Source organism: Flexivirga alba (assembly GCF_042661025.1).
GTDB lineage: Bacteria > Actinomycetota > Actinomycetes > Actinomycetales > Dermatophilaceae > Flexivirga > Flexivirga alba.
The window spans coordinates 1720282-1734619 of sequence record NZ_JBHSWH010000001.1; the positions used below are offsets into that span (position 1 = coordinate 1720282).

Consider the following 14338-nt stretch of genomic DNA (forward strand, 5'->3'; position numbering starts at 1 on the left):
GGACGGGCAATGGGGAACTGCCGTGCTTGCCGCACTGCAAATCGATGGATTGCGCACTGCGGCCTAGTCATTCACCTGGGGCACCCCGCCACGTGCGTGAGGGTTGCCGCCCAGCAAGCCAGGGCTTGTCGCTGGGACTCGTGACTGGTTCAAACATAAGGAGTAGTTACCGGATAAGTCAAAATCGGTAGCGTTGCTACCACGTTGTGACCTGGCTCACGTACGTGGCAGGCGGGCCGCCGTGACTGATCGGGCCGACGGAACTCGAGTCCTTCCCGTCGCCAAACCCTCGGTAGCCTCGGCGTGTGCCCGGTTCGGAGATCGTCGTCAGCGCTGTCGTGTTCCGGGATCCCGAAGGCCGGGTGCTGACGGTCCGAAAGTCAGGCACCGAGATGTTCATGTTCCCCGGCGGCAAGCTCGAGCCGGGCGAGCACGCCGTCGACGCGGCCGTTCGAGAAGTCGGTGAGGAGCTCGACATACAGGTGCGGGCCGACGACCTGCGCATGGTGGGCACGTTCAGCTCGGATGCCGCCAACGAGCCCGGCCACACAGTCACCGCGACGGTGTACGAGCACGCCTATGTTCCGGTGGCGGCGCCTGCCGCCGAAATCGCCGAACTGCGCTGGCCAGACTTGTCTTCCGAGGCGCCGGCCGATCTCGCGCCGCTGCTCGCGCTCAGCGTGTTCCCAGCCTTGCGTGCTGGTCGCTGATCGGGCGCCGAGGGTCTTGACCGGCCGGTAACTTGTGCTCCACAGTTGCCCCTGCGTGCTGTGCGTCACAACCGTTGTGGCGTCGTCCGCGGGTGTCGTCCGGACGACACGGTCCCCTTGCAGTTCCTGCCCCTGCATGATCTCGAACGATCGGATGACCCGTGAATCCCTTGAAACACCAACGTCGCCGGGCCGCTGTCGCACTCGCAGCAGCCGTTGTCGCATCCGCCGGACTCGCCGCGCCGGCAGCCATCGCCTCAGCGGCTCCGCTCAACTACGTCGCGATGGGCGACAGCTACAGCGCCGGCTCCGGCATCCTTCCGCTGTCGGATGCCACGCCCCTGTGCACCCAGTCATCGCTGAACTCCGCGCACGTCATCGCCGCGGCCAAGGGTTTCGCGCTCACTGATGTGTCGTGCGGTGGCGCGACGACTGCTGACTTCGCGGGCAAGCAGTTCGGCGTCGTGGCACCGCAACTCAACGCGCTCAGCACCTCCACCGATCTGGTCACCCTGACGATCGGCGGCAACGACAACAACACGTTCATCAACATGATCGCTGCGTGTGGCAGTGCGGGTATGGCGACGCTCGGGTTCGGCAGCCCCTGCAAGACGCTGTATGGCGACAGCTTCGCCAACAGCATCACCAACTCCACCTACCCGAACCTCGTCTCCGCCCTGAAGTCCGTGCGGGCAAAGGCGCCGAATGCCCGGGTCGCGATCGCCGGCTACCCGCACGTGATGCCGGCGGACAACTCGAGTTGCTTCGCCGTGATGCCCATCGCATCCGGTGACGTCGCCTACGTGAACTCGATCGAGGCGACGCTCAACAGTGCGGTGCAGCGCGCCGCAGCCGCAACGGGGGCCACGTACGTGGACATGTCCGCCCCGACCGTCGGTCACGACGCGTGCAAGCCGGTCGGCACTCGGTGGGTCGAACCCGCGCTCTGGGGCACGAACTACGTGCCGGTCCACCCGAACGCCGCGGGCGAGCAGGCATACGCCGACCAGTACGTCGCCCGGCTCGGCCTCTGACCGAAGTCTGCCGGGCGGCACAGACGGAGTTGAGCACGAGAGGACGATAGATGCTGTGAGCGAGCTTTCTCACGACATCTATCGACCTCTCGGCGCGCTCAGGATGCCCGAAACGGCGCTGCAGACCGGACGTACCGTCCATTCCGGGAGAGCCTCACGCACGAGACCCCGCCTGCTGGTTAGGCTCTCCGGGTGTCCTCGGGAGTGACCGGTTACTTGGTGCTGCTCGGCGTCGGTGTCGCCGGAGCGGTGCTTTTCGTTGCCGCGATGGCCTCTCGGCGGCTGTTGGCGCCCAGCGCACCGAGCCTGGCGAAGTTGACCACCTACGAGTCGGGCGTCGATCCGGCGAGCGGCGGCTGGGCGCAGACCCACTTCCGGTACATCACTTATGCGTTCCTGTATGTCGTCTTCGCGGTCGACGCCGTCTACCTCTTCCCGTGGGCTCTGGTGCTGCGCGATCACGATCTGGGAGTCGCGAGCCTGGTGGAGATGGCGATCTTCATCGCGGTGGTTCTCGTCGGCCTGCTGCACGCCGCTCGGCGCGGCATGCTGACGTGGTCGGACAGTGCCGCCGACAGGGAGGACCAGACCAGTGACCACTGACCTACCCATGCCCCGTGTCGGCGTCGGCCAGGCCGTCGCACCGAAGCCGATGCGCATCGTCCTCAACTGGGGTCGCCGCTACTCACTGTGGGTCTTCAACTTCGGATTGGCCTGCTGCGCCATCGAATTCATCGCCGCGTCGATGGCCCGCCACGACTTCATCCGGCTCGGCGTGATCCCCTTCGCGCCCGGCCCTCGCCAGGCTGACCTGATGGTTGTCTCCGGCACCGTCACCGACAAGATGGCACCCGCCGTCCGTCGCCTCTACGACCAGATGCCCGAGCCCAAATACGTCATCAGCTTCGGCGCCTGCAGCAACTCCGGCGGTCCCTACTGGGACTCCTACTGCGTCACCAAGGGTGTCGACCAGCTGATCCCGGTCGACGTCTACGTGCCCGGTTGCCCGCCGCGTCCCGAGGCGCTGCTGCACGGCATACAGGTGCTGCAGCAACAGATCGCCGACGAGCGGCTGCAGACCAAGGGCTTGCGCACCAAGCTCGGTGGGTATGCCGGGCGCAAGGCCTCGGCCGCCGAGGTGAGCCGTCCACTGGTCGCGCCTCCCGCTGAGGGGAAAAGGCGTGACCGACGAGACCTATGAGGTCCCCGCCGTCAGTTGCGAGCAGGGGAGTGGCTCGCCACCCTGGAGCGCGTCCGCGGCGAGGGCTTCGACTTCTTCGACTTCCTCACCGCCGTCGACCAGACCGATGCCGAGGAGACGCCCGGCTTCGACGTCGTCGTGCACCTGTATGACGCCACACCCGGCGCGTTGCGCGAGACGCTCGTCCGGACCAGGGTGGCCGACGGCGACTCGATCGCCAGCTGCACGAGCCTGTGGTCCGGTGCTGCGTGGCACGAGCGCGAGACCCATGAGATGTTCGACATCGGCTTCGACGGGTATACCGACGCCAACCATGGCACGCTGCGAAAACTGTTGCTACCGGACGGTTTCGACGGTCACCCGCTACGCAAGTCGTTCGTGCTGGTCGCCCGCGCGAGCAAGCCTTGGCCCGGTGCCAAGGAACCCGGCGGCGGTGGCACGGACGGCAAGCCGGCCCGTGCGCCCCGCCGTCGCATGCAGCCACCCGGCGTCCCCGACGAGTCCTGGGGTCCCCGGTAGATGAGTGACTTCCTGGAGATCGTGCTGCGCTCCGTCTGTGTCCTCGCGGCGTTCCTCGTGCTGCCGCTGCTGGTCGGGCAGACCGAGCACAAGGTGATGGCGCACATGCAGGGTCGCCTCGGCCCGATGGAGGCCGGTGGCTTCCACGGCTGGGCGCAGCTGGTCGCCGACGGCGTGAAGTTCGCGCAGAAGGAAGACATCGTCCCGCTCGCCGCGGACAAGAGCGTCTTCCGCGTGGCACCCGCGCTCGGCATCGTGTCCTACCTGCTCGCGCTGGCGGTGATCCCGTTCGGGCCGCACTTCTTCGGAGCCGACGTCCCGGGCAGCCTGGTCTGGGTGCTCGCGGTCAGCGGCGTCGGCACGGTCGGCACGCTGATGGCCGGCTGGTCGAGCGGCAACAAATACTCGCTGCTCGGCGCGATGCGCACCGCGGCGCAGCTGGTCTCCTACGAGCTGCCGCTGATCCTGGTGAGCGCGTCGTTCGCCATCGCCGCGGGCTCACTGTCACTGGTCGGCATCGCACACGCGTGGAACCCGTGGTGGCTCATCTGGCAGCTGCCGGGTGCGCTCGTCTTCCTGATCGCGGCGACCGCCGAGCTGCAGCGCCCGCCCTTCGACATGCCGGTCGCCGACTCCGAGCTGGTGATGGGCCCCTACACCGAATACACCGGACTGCGCTTCGCGCTCTTCCTGCTCGCCGAATACGCCGGCATCGTGGTGATGTCGTTCCTGCTGGCCACGCTCTGGCTCGGCGGCTGGACCGGACCTTTCGACCACGCCATCGGCTGGCTGTGGGTCCTGCTCAAGGGCTTCGTCTTCTCCTTCCTGATCATCTGGATCCGCGTCGCCTGGCCGCGGCTTCGCGAGGACCAACTGCAGCGCGTCGCCTGGCTCGGTCTCGTGCCGATCGCGTTGCTGCAGCTGGCAATAACGGCAATCGGAGTGGTGGTGACGTCGCAATGAGCAAATTTCTCACGGGCCTGGCGAAGGGTATGGCGACCACGGGTCGCACCATGGTCACGCACGCCCACACGCAGCAGTACCCGCACGTGCGACCCGATCTGCCGCAGCGCAGCCGTGGCGTCATCGCCCTGCTGGAGGAGAACTGCACCTCCTGCATGCTCTGCGCCCGCGAGTGCCCCGACTGGTGCATCTACATCGACTCCCACAAGGAGACGACGCCGGCCGAGACCGAGGGCGGTCGCGCCCGGCAGCACAACATGCTCGACCGTTTCGCGATCGACTTCAGCCTGTGCATGTACTGCGGGATCTGCATCGACGTGTGCCCGTTCGACGCGCTCTTCTGGAGCCCCGAATTCGAATACGCCGACGGCGACATCCGAAACCTGTTGCACGAGAAGGACAAGCTGGGCGAGTGGATGCCGACGGTGCCGCCGCCGGCACATGTTGACGAGGCTGAGAACCCTGAACGTGGATCCGGGGCCCCCGCGAAGTATCGGGGGAGCGCAGCGGAGGAGAACTTCGGGGGAGGTCGTGACCACGTATGACGTGCTGTTCACCATTGCCGGGGCGATCAGCGTCGCCTCCGGCCTGCTCGCTGTCAGCACCAAGCATCTCGTGCACTCCGCGCTCTGGCTGATCGTGAGCCTGGCCGCACTGTCGGGGTGCTACCTGGTGCTTGGCGCCGAATTCGTAGCGTTGGTGCAGCTTCTCGTTTATGTCGGCGCTGTCGTCATACTCGTCCTCTTCGCCCTCATGCTCACGCGCGCACCGATCGGTCGCAGCCACGAGCACGACACCTCGCTGATGCAGCGTGCGGCGGCGCTCGTCGTCGGCGCGGCCACGGCGGCGTTGCTCGCGACAGTCCTGATCAGCGCCTTCGGCAACGAGAAGACGCGCGTCAACGGTGGCACCACGCACGCGCTGGCGACCAGACTCTTCGGCAGCTGGGTCTGGCCCTTCGAACTCCTCTCGGCGTTGCTCCTGGTCGCCCTGATCGCCGCACTGGGCCTGGCGCGCCTGCCGATCGGTCGCGGCCTCGGGCACGACGCGGAACGTGTCACGGTGAGGGGAGCCGCGAAGTGATCCACGCCGCGCCGCCGATGATCGTCGTCGGGTTGCTCTTCGGCATCGGTCTGTATGGCGTCCTCGCCCGGCGCAACGCCGTGCTGGTCCTCATCGGTGTCGAGTTGATGCTCGCGGCGGCCGGGCTGCTCTTCGTCACCGTGGGCTCGCTGACCTCCGACGCGATGCGCGCCGGTCAGGTGATGACGATCTTCGTCATCACCATCGCCGCCGCGGAGATCGCGGTCGCGCTGGGCGTGATCCTGGCGGTCTTCCGTGCCCGCGGCAACGTGGACATGTCGCAGCCGGGGGAGTCCGAATGATCCTCAGTCTTGTCGGGTCGAACGGTCGATTCGACGTCAGCACGCTCGCGGTCGATTTCCCGATCCAGCCCAGTCACCTTGCCGTGCTGCTGCAAGTGGCGATCCCGGTGCTGATCATTCTGTGCACCCGGCGCAGCTCCCACGCCTTCGCGATCGCCAGCGTGTTCAGCTTCCTCGGCCTCGTCGCGGCCATCGCACTGCTCCTGCAGCAGACCCGCGGCGGTGCCGTCGCCGGACCAGAGACCATCGGGTCCCTCCCGCTCGGGCCCGGCTTCGCGGTGCCGCTGCACCTGCAGGTCGACCGGCTCTCTGTGCTCGTCGCGGTGGCGGTCGGCCTGGTCTCCTGGGCGGTCCAACTGTTTACCCGCTGGTACCTCTACAGCGATCCTCGGTATCGCCAGTTCGCTGCTGGCGTAGGCCTTTTCACCGCTGCCATGCAGTTGGTGGTGCTGTCCGGCGACGTGCTGCTGATCCTGGTCGGCTGGGAGCTGATGGGTTGGTGCTCCTACCTGCTCATCGGTCACGAGTCCGAGCGGAAGAAGGCGCGCCGGGCGTCATACAAGGCGTTCATGGTGACCCGCGTCGCCGACACCCCGTTGGTGATCGGCCTGGCCATCCTGTCGCTCGGCGCACACAGCACCGGCATCGGCGACATCGTTCGCCATTGGTCGGCGGTCGCCGACACGAGCGGCGGCGCACTGACCGCAGCGCTGCTCTGCCTGATCTGTGCGGTGGCCGGCAAGTCCGCGCAGGTGCCCTTCCAGGACTGGCTGCCCGACGCGATGGAGGGCCCGACCCCGGCCTCCGCACTGATCCACGCCGCGACGATGGTCGCCGCGGGCACCGTGGTGCTCGGCAAGCTGATCACGCTGCTGGAGCTGTCCGACACCGCGCGCGTCGTCCTCGCGATCATCGCGTCGGTCTCGATGGTCGGTGCCGGGATCCTCGCCTTCTGCCAGCACGACCTGAAGCGACTGCTCGCCTGGTCGACCGTGTCCCAAGTCGGATTGATGCTGCTCGGTCTCGCCGTGGTCGCGACCGACGGATCCGCGGACCTCGGGATCGCCCACCTGCTCTCGCACGCGATGTTCAAGGCGTTGCTGTTCCTCATGATCGGCTGGGTGTCGGTGCTGGTGAGTGGCACGACGGTCGAGCGGATGTCCGGTGCGCTGAGCAAGCATCCGGAGGCCCGACGCATGGTCGGCATCGGCCTGCTCGCGCTCGCTGCCGTGCCGCCGCTGGCCGGCTTCGCCTCCAAGGACCTCATCATCGACGAGGCCGCCCGACGTGGCATCGACGGCGACTTCACCGCCCGCATCGCGTTCGCCGCGCTGGCCTGTGTCGTGCTGCTCACCGCGGCCTACACGATGCGGATGTGGCTCATCCTGATCCATCGCACCGGCGCTCAGCGGGTGCAGGTGCGCGAATGGGTCGACGACAGTTACGACGTGCAGGACGTCGGCATCGTGGAGATGCTGACCGACCTGCCGCAGGTCGACATCCACGGACGGCAGACGGATCAGACCGGTCCGATCGAGCAACCGCTGGACGATGACGAGCCGCCGCTGTCCGACCAACAGCCAGGCGGGGAGCGCGATTCGGCCTCCAACTGCTCGCGCTGCTGTCCGTCGTCGGCGGCCTGCTGGTCTTCTCGCCGATGCTCGACGTCGACTGGAAGCACCCCAACGTCTGGCTGATCGGCGCCTCGCTGCTGCTGATGGCTGCGGTCGCCCTGTTGGTGCGGTTGATGTCCGTCGGCACCGTTTACGGCGATGCCGCCGCCCGCATCCCGACCTTCGCGCGAGCCTCCGCATCCCGGGGCTTCGACGTCGATCGGCTGTATGTCGCCTTCGGTCGCTCGGTCCTCGGTCTCGCGCACCTGGTCGCGCGGACCGACGAACGACTGGACGACGGTGTGCAACGACTCCCTGCCTTGTCCGGTGAGTTGGTCAAGCGTGCCGAGCGCGTGCACACGCACCGCCCGACGAGTGGACTGATGGCTGTGTCGGTCGGACTCGTCGTGGTCGGTCTGATGGGGGTCATCCTGTGGTAGCAACGCTTTTCGTCGCACCGCTGGCGCCCGTCGTCGCCGGACTGGCCCTCGTCGTGGGAGACCGCAGCATCCGCTCGGTGGGCCGCCACACGGCATACATCGTGTCCCTGGTCGCGACTCTCGCCGCCCTCGTTGCGTCGATCCTGATCGCCATACAGCGTCCGGTGCTTGACCGGCAGTGGGTGCCCGAGATCGGGATGCGCCTGCATCTGGCGGTCGACGGCATCAGCGTGCCGCTGCTGTTGATGACCGCCGCCGTCGGCGTACTCGTCGTGCTGCACGCCCGGCACGAACTCCCCGCGGGTGGCACGCCGGCGACGTTCTTCGGCTGTCTGCTGCTGGTGATCGGTGGCGGCATCGCCACCTTCCTGGTGCAGGACGCGATCAGCTTCTTCCTCGCCTTCGAGGTCGTGCTGGTGCCGATGTGGGTGCTCATCGGACGCTTCGGCGACCGACGCGCCGCGCGCGAACGCTCCCGTGCGGCAAACACTTTCGTGCTCTACACGGTGCTCGGCTCCACGTTGATGCTGGTCGGCATCCTGACCATGTCGTTCGCCGCCGGCACCACCGATCTGGCCGGCATCGCCGCCAACCAGATGTCGCCCGGCAAGCAGACCGCCGTCGCCCTCATCCTGCTGATCGGTCTCGGCATCAAGGTGCCGATGTGGCCGCTGCACTCCTGGCTGCCCCGTGCGCACACCATCGCGCCGACAGCCGGGTCGATGCTGCTCGCCGCGGTGCTGCTGAAGATGGGCACCTACGGCGTGGTCCGCCTGGTCGTGGCGCCACTGCCCGCCGGTGTCGAGCGCCTGGCGCCATACATCGGGACCTGCGCGGTCATCGGCATCATCTGGGGCGGCCTGGTCTGCCTGGTCGAGCGCAATCTGAAGCGGCTCGTTGCCTGGTCGTCCGTCGCGCACATGGGTTTCGTGATGCTCGGCCTGATGAGCGGCACCACCATCGGATTGCAGGCGGCGCTGTTCGCCAACATCGCGCACGGCGCAATCTCCGCGCTGCTCTTCGCCGTCGTCGGCGGGCTCAAGCACCGCTGGGGCGACGACGACCTGGACGTCATACCGCGGTCGTTGCGGGATGTGTCACCGCGGCTGAGCCTGGCCTTGGTCATCGGTTTCGCGGCGTCGATGGGCCTGCCCGGCCTGGCCGGCTTCTGGGGCGAAGTGCTGGCGATCTTCGGAGCCTGGACCCCGGGCGGCGACCGACCGATCGGTTGGTTCCGGGTGCTGACGGCGTTCGCCTCGATCGGTGCTGTCCTTGCTGCCGGCTACGCGCTTCGAGTGCTGCGGATCGTCTGGCAGGGCTCGTCCCAGGGTGACGCGCCGCCCGAGCCGGAGCCGGCCACGGATGCCCGTGGCAACGAATGGCTGGTCACCGGCGTGCTCAGTGCTGCAGTCGTCGTGCTCGGCGTCATACCTCTGATCCTGCTGAACACCACCTCCGGTGCCGTTGACCAATTGATGGCGGTGATCGGCCGATGAAGCTGACCTACGACTGGTGGCTGCTCGCACCCGTCCTCGTACCCGCCGTCGGCGCCATCCTTCTTCTGATGGTCGATGCCATCGCACCCCGCCTCGGTCGGCTGCACTGGGCGTTCGCTGCCGTGCTGCTGCTGATCGGCGCGGGCACCGCGGTGCCGGGTGCGTTGCCGTCGGCCGACAACCCGCGCCAGACGCTCTGCCTGCCCCAGAACACCTGCCTGTATGCCGTCGACCACGTCGGCGTCGGACTGCAGCTGACCGCGTTGGTCAGTGGCGCGGTGGTCGCGCTGCTGGCCTTGCCGATCCGCGTCCCCGCCGAACGCGCCGCCGTGCAGGCGACCCTCGTGCTCGCGGCGACCGCTGGGGCCACCGGAGTGGTGGCGGCACGCGACCTCGGGTCCTGGCTCGTCATGCTCGAGCTGGCCACGCTGCCGGCGATCGCACTGGTGGCGTTGCGCGCCCGCCGCGCCGCCGTCGACGGTTCCCTGGCGCTGCTGACGACATCACTGGTGAGCTTCGCGATCACGGTCATGGGCGCAGCTCTGTGGTTCGCGGCGACCGGGTCCGCGTTCTTCTCCGGCAACGCCGTGCTGCAGGCTTCCCAGGACCCCGATTCACGCCGAATCCTCGTGCTTGCAGTCGTTTTCATCGTTGCAGGGCTCGCGTTCAAGCTGTCCCTGGTCCCGTTCCATGCCTGGACACCCGAGGCGTTCGGCGGGGCGTCCGTCCCGATCGGCGCGTTCCTCGCGGTCACCTCCAAGGTCGCGGCGCTCGCGGCGTTGCTGGTGATCTTCCGCGGAGTGACCGTGCTCGGCACCTCGGCGCTGGCCGCGATCGGTGTGTTGTCGGCGCTGTCCATGACGCTCGGCAACCTGATGGCGCTGCGCGAGAAGAGCACGCTGCGCTTCCTGGCCTGGTCGACCGTGTCGCAGGCCGGCTGGGTCGTGCTGCCGCTCGCGACGGTCTCCTCGCGCGCGGTGCGGTCGGCCGCCGCCTACCTGATCGTCTATGCCGTCGCGACGCTGGTCGCTTTCATCGTGGTCACCGCCCTCGCCCATGCCGACGGGCGTGAGCACGCGAGACGCCTGTCGTCATACGGGGGATTGCTGCAGCGGCGGCCGTTGCTCGCGGTGACGCTCGCACTCGCCCTGCTGACCCTGATGGGTCTGCCCCCTGCACTGATCGGCCTGGTCGCGAAGGTTGCCGCGATCGGCCCCGTCGCGGGCAGCCGGCTGTGGGTGCTGGCGATTATCGCCGCGATCAACGCCATGCTCGGTGTCGCGGTCTACCTGCGCTGGCTGCGGATCCTCTTCGGTGCGCGCAAGGATCCCGAGCACGCGGCGCCGCTGCACCCGGTGCATCGTGCTCTGGTGATCGTCGGCGCGCTGGCGCTGGTGGTGACGAGCATCGCACCGCACTCCTTGCTGCAACTCGTGGGCCGGTAACGGCTCCGGAACAAACCCGCTGGTCGTGCACGTTTCCCCGGTATGCACCGTCACTTCAACGGCCTGAAGACAGCCGCGCTCTTCGGCAGTATCTGGGTCGTCCTGCTCGGCATCGGCGGGCTGGTCGCAGGCGGCCGCTACATCTGGATCTTCGCGCTGATCGGCGTGGCAACCACCGCCTACAGCTACTGGAACTCCGACAAGCTCGCCATCAAGGCGATGCGGGCCTACCCGGTCAGTGAGATGGAGGCGCCGGCGATGTACCGCATCGTCCGGGAGCTGTCGACCAAGGCGGGCAAGCCGATGCCGCGCCTGTTCATCTCGCCCACCGACGCACCCAACGCGTTCGCGACCGGGCGCAGCCCACAGCACGCGGCCGTCTGCTGCACCCAGGGCATCCTCGACCTGCTCGACGAGCGCGAGCTGCGCGGCGTGCTCGGCCACGAGCTGATGCACGTCTACAACCGCGACATCCTGACCTCGTCGATCGCCGCCGCCCTCGCCGGCATCATCACCTCCATCGCGCAGATGATGATGTGGTTCGGCATGTTCGGTGGCGGCGGCGGCAACGACGACGACCGCCCCAACCCATTGGCGATGCTGGCGATGGCCTTCCTGGCGCCGGTCGCCGCGAGCATGATCCAGCTGGCGATCAGCAGGACTCGTGAATACGACGCGGACGAGGACGGCTCGCAGCTGACCGGAGACCCGCTCGCTCTCGCGTCGGCGCTGCGCAAGCTGGAGGTCGGCACCGCGCAGACGCCGCTCGCGCCGGAGCCGAAGGTCGTCAACGCGAGCCACATGATGATCGCCAATCCCTTCCGGGCACAGGATGTTTCGCGGCTGATGTCGACACATCCACCGACCGAGCAGCGCATCAAGCGGCTCGAGGATCAGGCATACGGTCGGCAGATCCGGTCCTAGCGGGTTGAGTAGCGGGGGAGCGTATCGAAACCGCGTTGTCCAGGACGTGAGAAGGTCGGCACATGGGTTCTCTGCTACGCACCGAGGCACAGGCACGTGCCGATCTGATCGCTGTCACTTCGTATGACGTGGCGCTCGACCTGGACCAGGGCGAGGAGACGTTCGGCTCCGAGACGACGATCAGTTTCAGTTGCCGGGAGCCGGAGGCGTCGACGTTTCTCGACCTGGACGCAGTCTCGATCACGTCGATCACTCTGAACGACAACGAGATCGATCCGGCGTCGGTCGCCGATCAGCGCGTGACGCTCTCGAACCTGCGTGCCGAGAACACCGTGCGAATTGTGGCGACGATGCGTTATCGGCACGACGGCGAGGGCCTGCATCGCGCGGTCGACCCCGCCGACGGGAAGCACTACGTCTATGGCATGTCGTTCCTGGACGCCGGACCGTCGATCTTCGCGTGCTTCGACCAGCCCGACCTCAAGGCTCCGTATGACGTGCGGGTGCGTGCCCCGCAGGAGTGGATCGTCGCCGGCAACGGCGCCGCGGAGCAGACCGCGCCCGGTGAGTGGACGCTCGCAACGACGCCACCGCTGTCGACATACTTCGTGACGATCTGTGCCGGCCCGTATGCCGTCGAGACCGACGAGCACGACGGCATCCCGCTCGGGATCTACGTGCGCGCATCGCTTGCCGAGCAGTTGCACGAGCAACGCGACGACATCTTCGAGGTGACCAAGCAGTCCTTCGACTATTACCACCGGCTCTTCGGAATCCGTTATCCCTGGGGCAAATACGACCAGTTCTTCGTGCCCGAGTTCAACGCCGGTGCGATGGAGAATCCCGGCTGTGTCACGCTGCGCGACCAATACATCTTCCGCGGCGCGCACACCCGCACCGAGCTGTTGACCCGCGCGAACACGATCGCCCACGAGATGGCGCACATGTGGTTCGGCGACCTGGTCACCATGCAGTGGTGGGACGACCTGTGGCTCAACGAGTCGTTCGCCGAATACATGGCCCATCGCACGACCGCGGACGCGACCCGCTACACCGAGGCCTGGGTCGATTTCGGCATCTCACGCAAGACGTGGGGGTACGGCGTGGACCGCAGCCCGGCAACCCACCCGGTAGCCGGTGCGGACGCACCCGATGCGGGATCGGCGCTCACCAACTTCGACGGCATCTCCTACGCCAAGGGCGCCTCCGCACTGCGCCAGCTCTCGGCATTTGTCGGTGACGACGCATTTATCGCGGGCGTACGAAAGCACCTGAGCGACAACAGTTTCGGGAACGCAACGATGAGCGACTTTCTCGGTGCGGTCGAGCACGAGAGCGGCAAGTCGCTTGCTGCGTGGACCAAGGCGTGGTTGCTGTCGTCGGGCGTCGACGATCTTCGGCTCGACGTGCACGAGCGGGATGGCGTGATCGAACGTGCCGACCTCGTCGTGACGCCGCCGGTAGGCGCTTCGGGTGGCCGGCCGCACGTCCTCGAGATCGGCGCGATCAGTGACGCCCGGGAGTTGCAGCGGATCCGTGTAGAGACCGATGCCGCCAGCACCGAGCTGCCCGAGCTTGCCGGCTCTCCGCGCGCCAAACTGCTGCTTCCGAACATCTCGGATCTGACCTGGGCGACGACGATCCTGGACCCCACCTCGTTGGAAGCCGTCGACACGGAGCTGGCGGCTGCGCAGGACCCGCTGGTCCGCCTCGCGCTGTGGTCGGCGCTGTTGGGCGGTGCCGACACGGGGCAGATCGACCCGCGCATGGTGGTGCGGACCTTCGCTGCCACGTGGCCGGCGGAGACAGTGGCCTCACTCGGTGACGCGCTCGCTCGGCTGATCGACACGTACTACCCCTATCGCTTGGTGCCGCAGCGTGATTCGGCCGCGGCCAAGGCAGCGCTCGCCGAAGCCGGCCAACGTCGGCTGGCGCTCGTCGACCCAGCAGCACCGGCGGCCCTTACCGGTGCGCGACTCGTGGCCGCCACGAGCAGCGACGCCGTCCTGCTGTCGGCATGGGCCGCGGATGTCGATCGCCCCGCAGCTGCCGCAGGTGACAAGGACTTCGGCTGGATCGCCCTTGCCCGCCAGGCCGAACTCGGTCTCATCGACCGGGAGACGATCGAGCAGGCTGCCGGTCGCGACGACAGCCTCAACGGTCACCTCTCCGCCCTACAGGCGCGAGCAGCTCTGCCGCTCGAGGAGTCCAAGACCTGGGCGTGGAGCCAGCTGTATGGCGACGAGCATCAGCTGTCCAACTACGAAGGTATGGCGATCGCGCAGGGCTTCTTCGCCGGGTACGGCGAGAACGACGCAACAGCGCTGCTGCGGGCCTACGCTGACCGATTCTTCACCGAATTAGCTTGTGTCCCCAAGAAGTTCGGTGACATGTCGTCCGAACAATTCGTGCTGACGGCATACCCGCACGGTGTTGTCGAACAGGGAATCGCGGATGCTGCCCGATCGGCGATCGATGACCGCGCCAACACGGCCGGCGTCCGTCGAGCACTGGTCGATGCGTTGGACCGCACGGATCGTGCACTGGTCGCTCATCGGCGGTTCACGACCGAGTCCCCGAAACACCCGACCACGGAAGGTTGATCACA

The 14338-nt window shown here is 67.4% G+C and carries 15 protein-coding genes and 1 riboswitch; all 15 genes read left to right on the forward strand.

The window, feature by feature from the left end:
• Nucleotides 1-17 precede the first annotated feature (17 nt).
• Nucleotides 18-146, reverse strand: a riboswitch (SAM riboswitch).
• A gap of 159 nt (nt 147-305) precedes the next feature.
• The 15 genes from ACFQDH_RS08375 to pepN all read left to right on the forward strand — a co-directional run bounded on the left by ACFQDH_RS08375 (nt 306) and on the right by pepN (nt 14333).
• A complete protein-coding gene (locus ACFQDH_RS08375) occupies nt 306-710 on the forward strand; it encodes an NUDIX hydrolase (RefSeq protein ID WP_382400274.1) in 405 nt (134 codons plus the stop codon).
• Between the two features lie 161 nt (nt 711-871).
• Nucleotides 872-1744: an SGNH/GDSL hydrolase family protein gene (locus ACFQDH_RS08380; protein ID WP_382400276.1), complete on the forward strand. Its 873-nt coding sequence runs from the start codon at nt 872-874 to the stop codon at nt 1742-1744.
• A gap of 192 nt (nt 1745-1936) precedes the next feature.
• Complete coding sequence (locus tag ACFQDH_RS08385; RefSeq protein WP_382400278.1) at nt 1937-2347, forward strand: NADH-quinone oxidoreductase subunit A; 411 nt, start codon at nt 1937-1939, stop codon at nt 2345-2347.
• Nucleotides 2348-2354: 7 nt separating this feature from the next.
• Nucleotides 2355-2945, forward strand: a complete 591-nt coding sequence (locus ACFQDH_RS08390; RefSeq protein WP_382404836.1) for an NADH-quinone oxidoreductase subunit B — start codon at nt 2355-2357, stop codon at nt 2943-2945.
• 15 nt (nt 2946-2960) lie between these two features.
• A complete protein-coding gene (locus tag ACFQDH_RS08395; RefSeq protein ID WP_382400280.1) occupies nt 2961-3464 on the forward strand; it encodes an NADH-quinone oxidoreductase subunit C in 504 nt (167 codons plus the stop codon).
• The gene (gene nuoH, locus ACFQDH_RS08400; RefSeq protein WP_382400282.1) at nt 3465-4427 is read left to right on the forward strand and encodes an NADH-quinone oxidoreductase subunit NuoH; all 963 of its coding nucleotides are present in this window, start codon (nt 3465-3467) and stop codon (nt 4425-4427) included.
• Nucleotides 4424-4972, forward strand: coding sequence for a NuoI/complex I 23 kDa subunit family protein (locus ACFQDH_RS08405; RefSeq protein WP_382400284.1), 549 nt, complete (start codon nt 4424-4426; stop codon nt 4970-4972). Before nuoH ends, ACFQDH_RS08405 begins: the two co-directional genes overlap by 4 nt.
• Complete coding sequence (locus ACFQDH_RS08410) at nt 4959-5510, forward strand: NADH-quinone oxidoreductase subunit J family protein (RefSeq protein ID WP_382400286.1); 552 nt, start codon at nt 4959-4961, stop codon at nt 5508-5510. Before ACFQDH_RS08405 ends, ACFQDH_RS08410 begins: the two co-directional genes overlap by 14 nt.
• Entirely contained in the window at nt 5507-5812 is a 306-nt protein-coding gene (gene nuoK, locus ACFQDH_RS08415) for an NADH-quinone oxidoreductase subunit NuoK (protein ID WP_382400288.1), read from the forward strand. The genes ACFQDH_RS08410 and nuoK overlap by 4 nt, the downstream gene beginning before the upstream one ends.
• A complete protein-coding gene (locus ACFQDH_RS08420) occupies nt 5809-7509 on the forward strand; it encodes an NADH-quinone oxidoreductase subunit 5 family protein (RefSeq protein ID WP_382400290.1) in 1701 nt (566 codons plus the stop codon). Before nuoK ends, ACFQDH_RS08420 begins: the two co-directional genes overlap by 4 nt.
• Nucleotides 7470-7865 (forward strand): hypothetical protein, encoded by a 396-nt coding sequence (locus ACFQDH_RS08425; RefSeq protein ID WP_382400292.1) that lies wholly within the window; start codon nt 7470-7472, stop codon nt 7863-7865. The genes ACFQDH_RS08420 and ACFQDH_RS08425 overlap by 40 nt, the downstream gene beginning before the upstream one ends.
• Complete coding sequence (locus ACFQDH_RS08430) at nt 7859-9361, forward strand: complex I subunit 4 family protein (protein WP_382400294.1); 1503 nt, start codon at nt 7859-7861, stop codon at nt 9359-9361. Before ACFQDH_RS08425 ends, ACFQDH_RS08430 begins: the two co-directional genes overlap by 7 nt.
• Nucleotides 9358-10806: an NADH-quinone oxidoreductase subunit N gene (locus tag ACFQDH_RS08435; RefSeq protein WP_382400296.1), complete on the forward strand. Its 1449-nt coding sequence runs from the start codon at nt 9358-9360 to the stop codon at nt 10804-10806. The genes ACFQDH_RS08430 and ACFQDH_RS08435 overlap by 4 nt, the downstream gene beginning before the upstream one ends.
• A 42-nt stretch (nt 10807-10848) precedes the next feature.
• On the forward strand, nt 10849-11730 hold the full coding sequence (gene htpX, locus ACFQDH_RS08440; protein ID WP_382400298.1) for a zinc metalloprotease HtpX: 882 nt from the start codon (nt 10849-10851) through the stop codon (nt 11728-11730).
• Between the two features lie 62 nt (nt 11731-11792).
• Nucleotides 11793-14333: an aminopeptidase N gene (pepN, locus tag ACFQDH_RS08445; protein WP_382400300.1), complete on the forward strand. Its 2541-nt coding sequence runs from the start codon at nt 11793-11795 to the stop codon at nt 14331-14333.
• Nucleotides 14334-14338: the final 5 nt, after the last annotated feature.

Bases quoted from the DNA above. Each gene is read 5' to 3' on its own strand.
- ACFQDH_RS08390 (WP_382404836.1), top strand. From the start codon at position 2,355: ATGCCCCGTGTCGGCGTCGGCCAGGCCGTCGCACCGAAGCCGATGCGC.
- nuoH (WP_382400282.1), top strand. From the start codon at position 3,465: ATGAGTGACTTCCTGGAGATCGTGCTGCGCTCCGTCTGTGTCCTCGCG.
- ACFQDH_RS08405 (WP_382400284.1), top strand. From the start codon at position 4,424: ATGAGCAAATTTCTCACGGGCCTGGCGAAGGGTATGGCGACCACGGGT.
- ACFQDH_RS08420 (WP_382400290.1), top strand. From the start codon at position 5,809: ATGATCCTCAGTCTTGTCGGGTCGAACGGTCGATTCGACGTCAGCACG.
- ACFQDH_RS08425 (WP_382400292.1), top strand. From the start codon at position 7,470: ATGCTCGACGTCGACTGGAAGCACCCCAACGTCTGGCTGATCGGCGCC.
- ACFQDH_RS08435 (WP_382400296.1), top strand. From the start codon at position 9,358: ATGAAGCTGACCTACGACTGGTGGCTGCTCGCACCCGTCCTCGTACCC.
- htpX (WP_382400298.1), top strand. From the start codon at position 10,849: ATGCACCGTCACTTCAACGGCCTGAAGACAGCCGCGCTCTTCGGCAGT.
- pepN (WP_382400300.1), top strand. From the start codon at position 11,793: ATGGGTTCTCTGCTACGCACCGAGGCACAGGCACGTGCCGATCTGATC.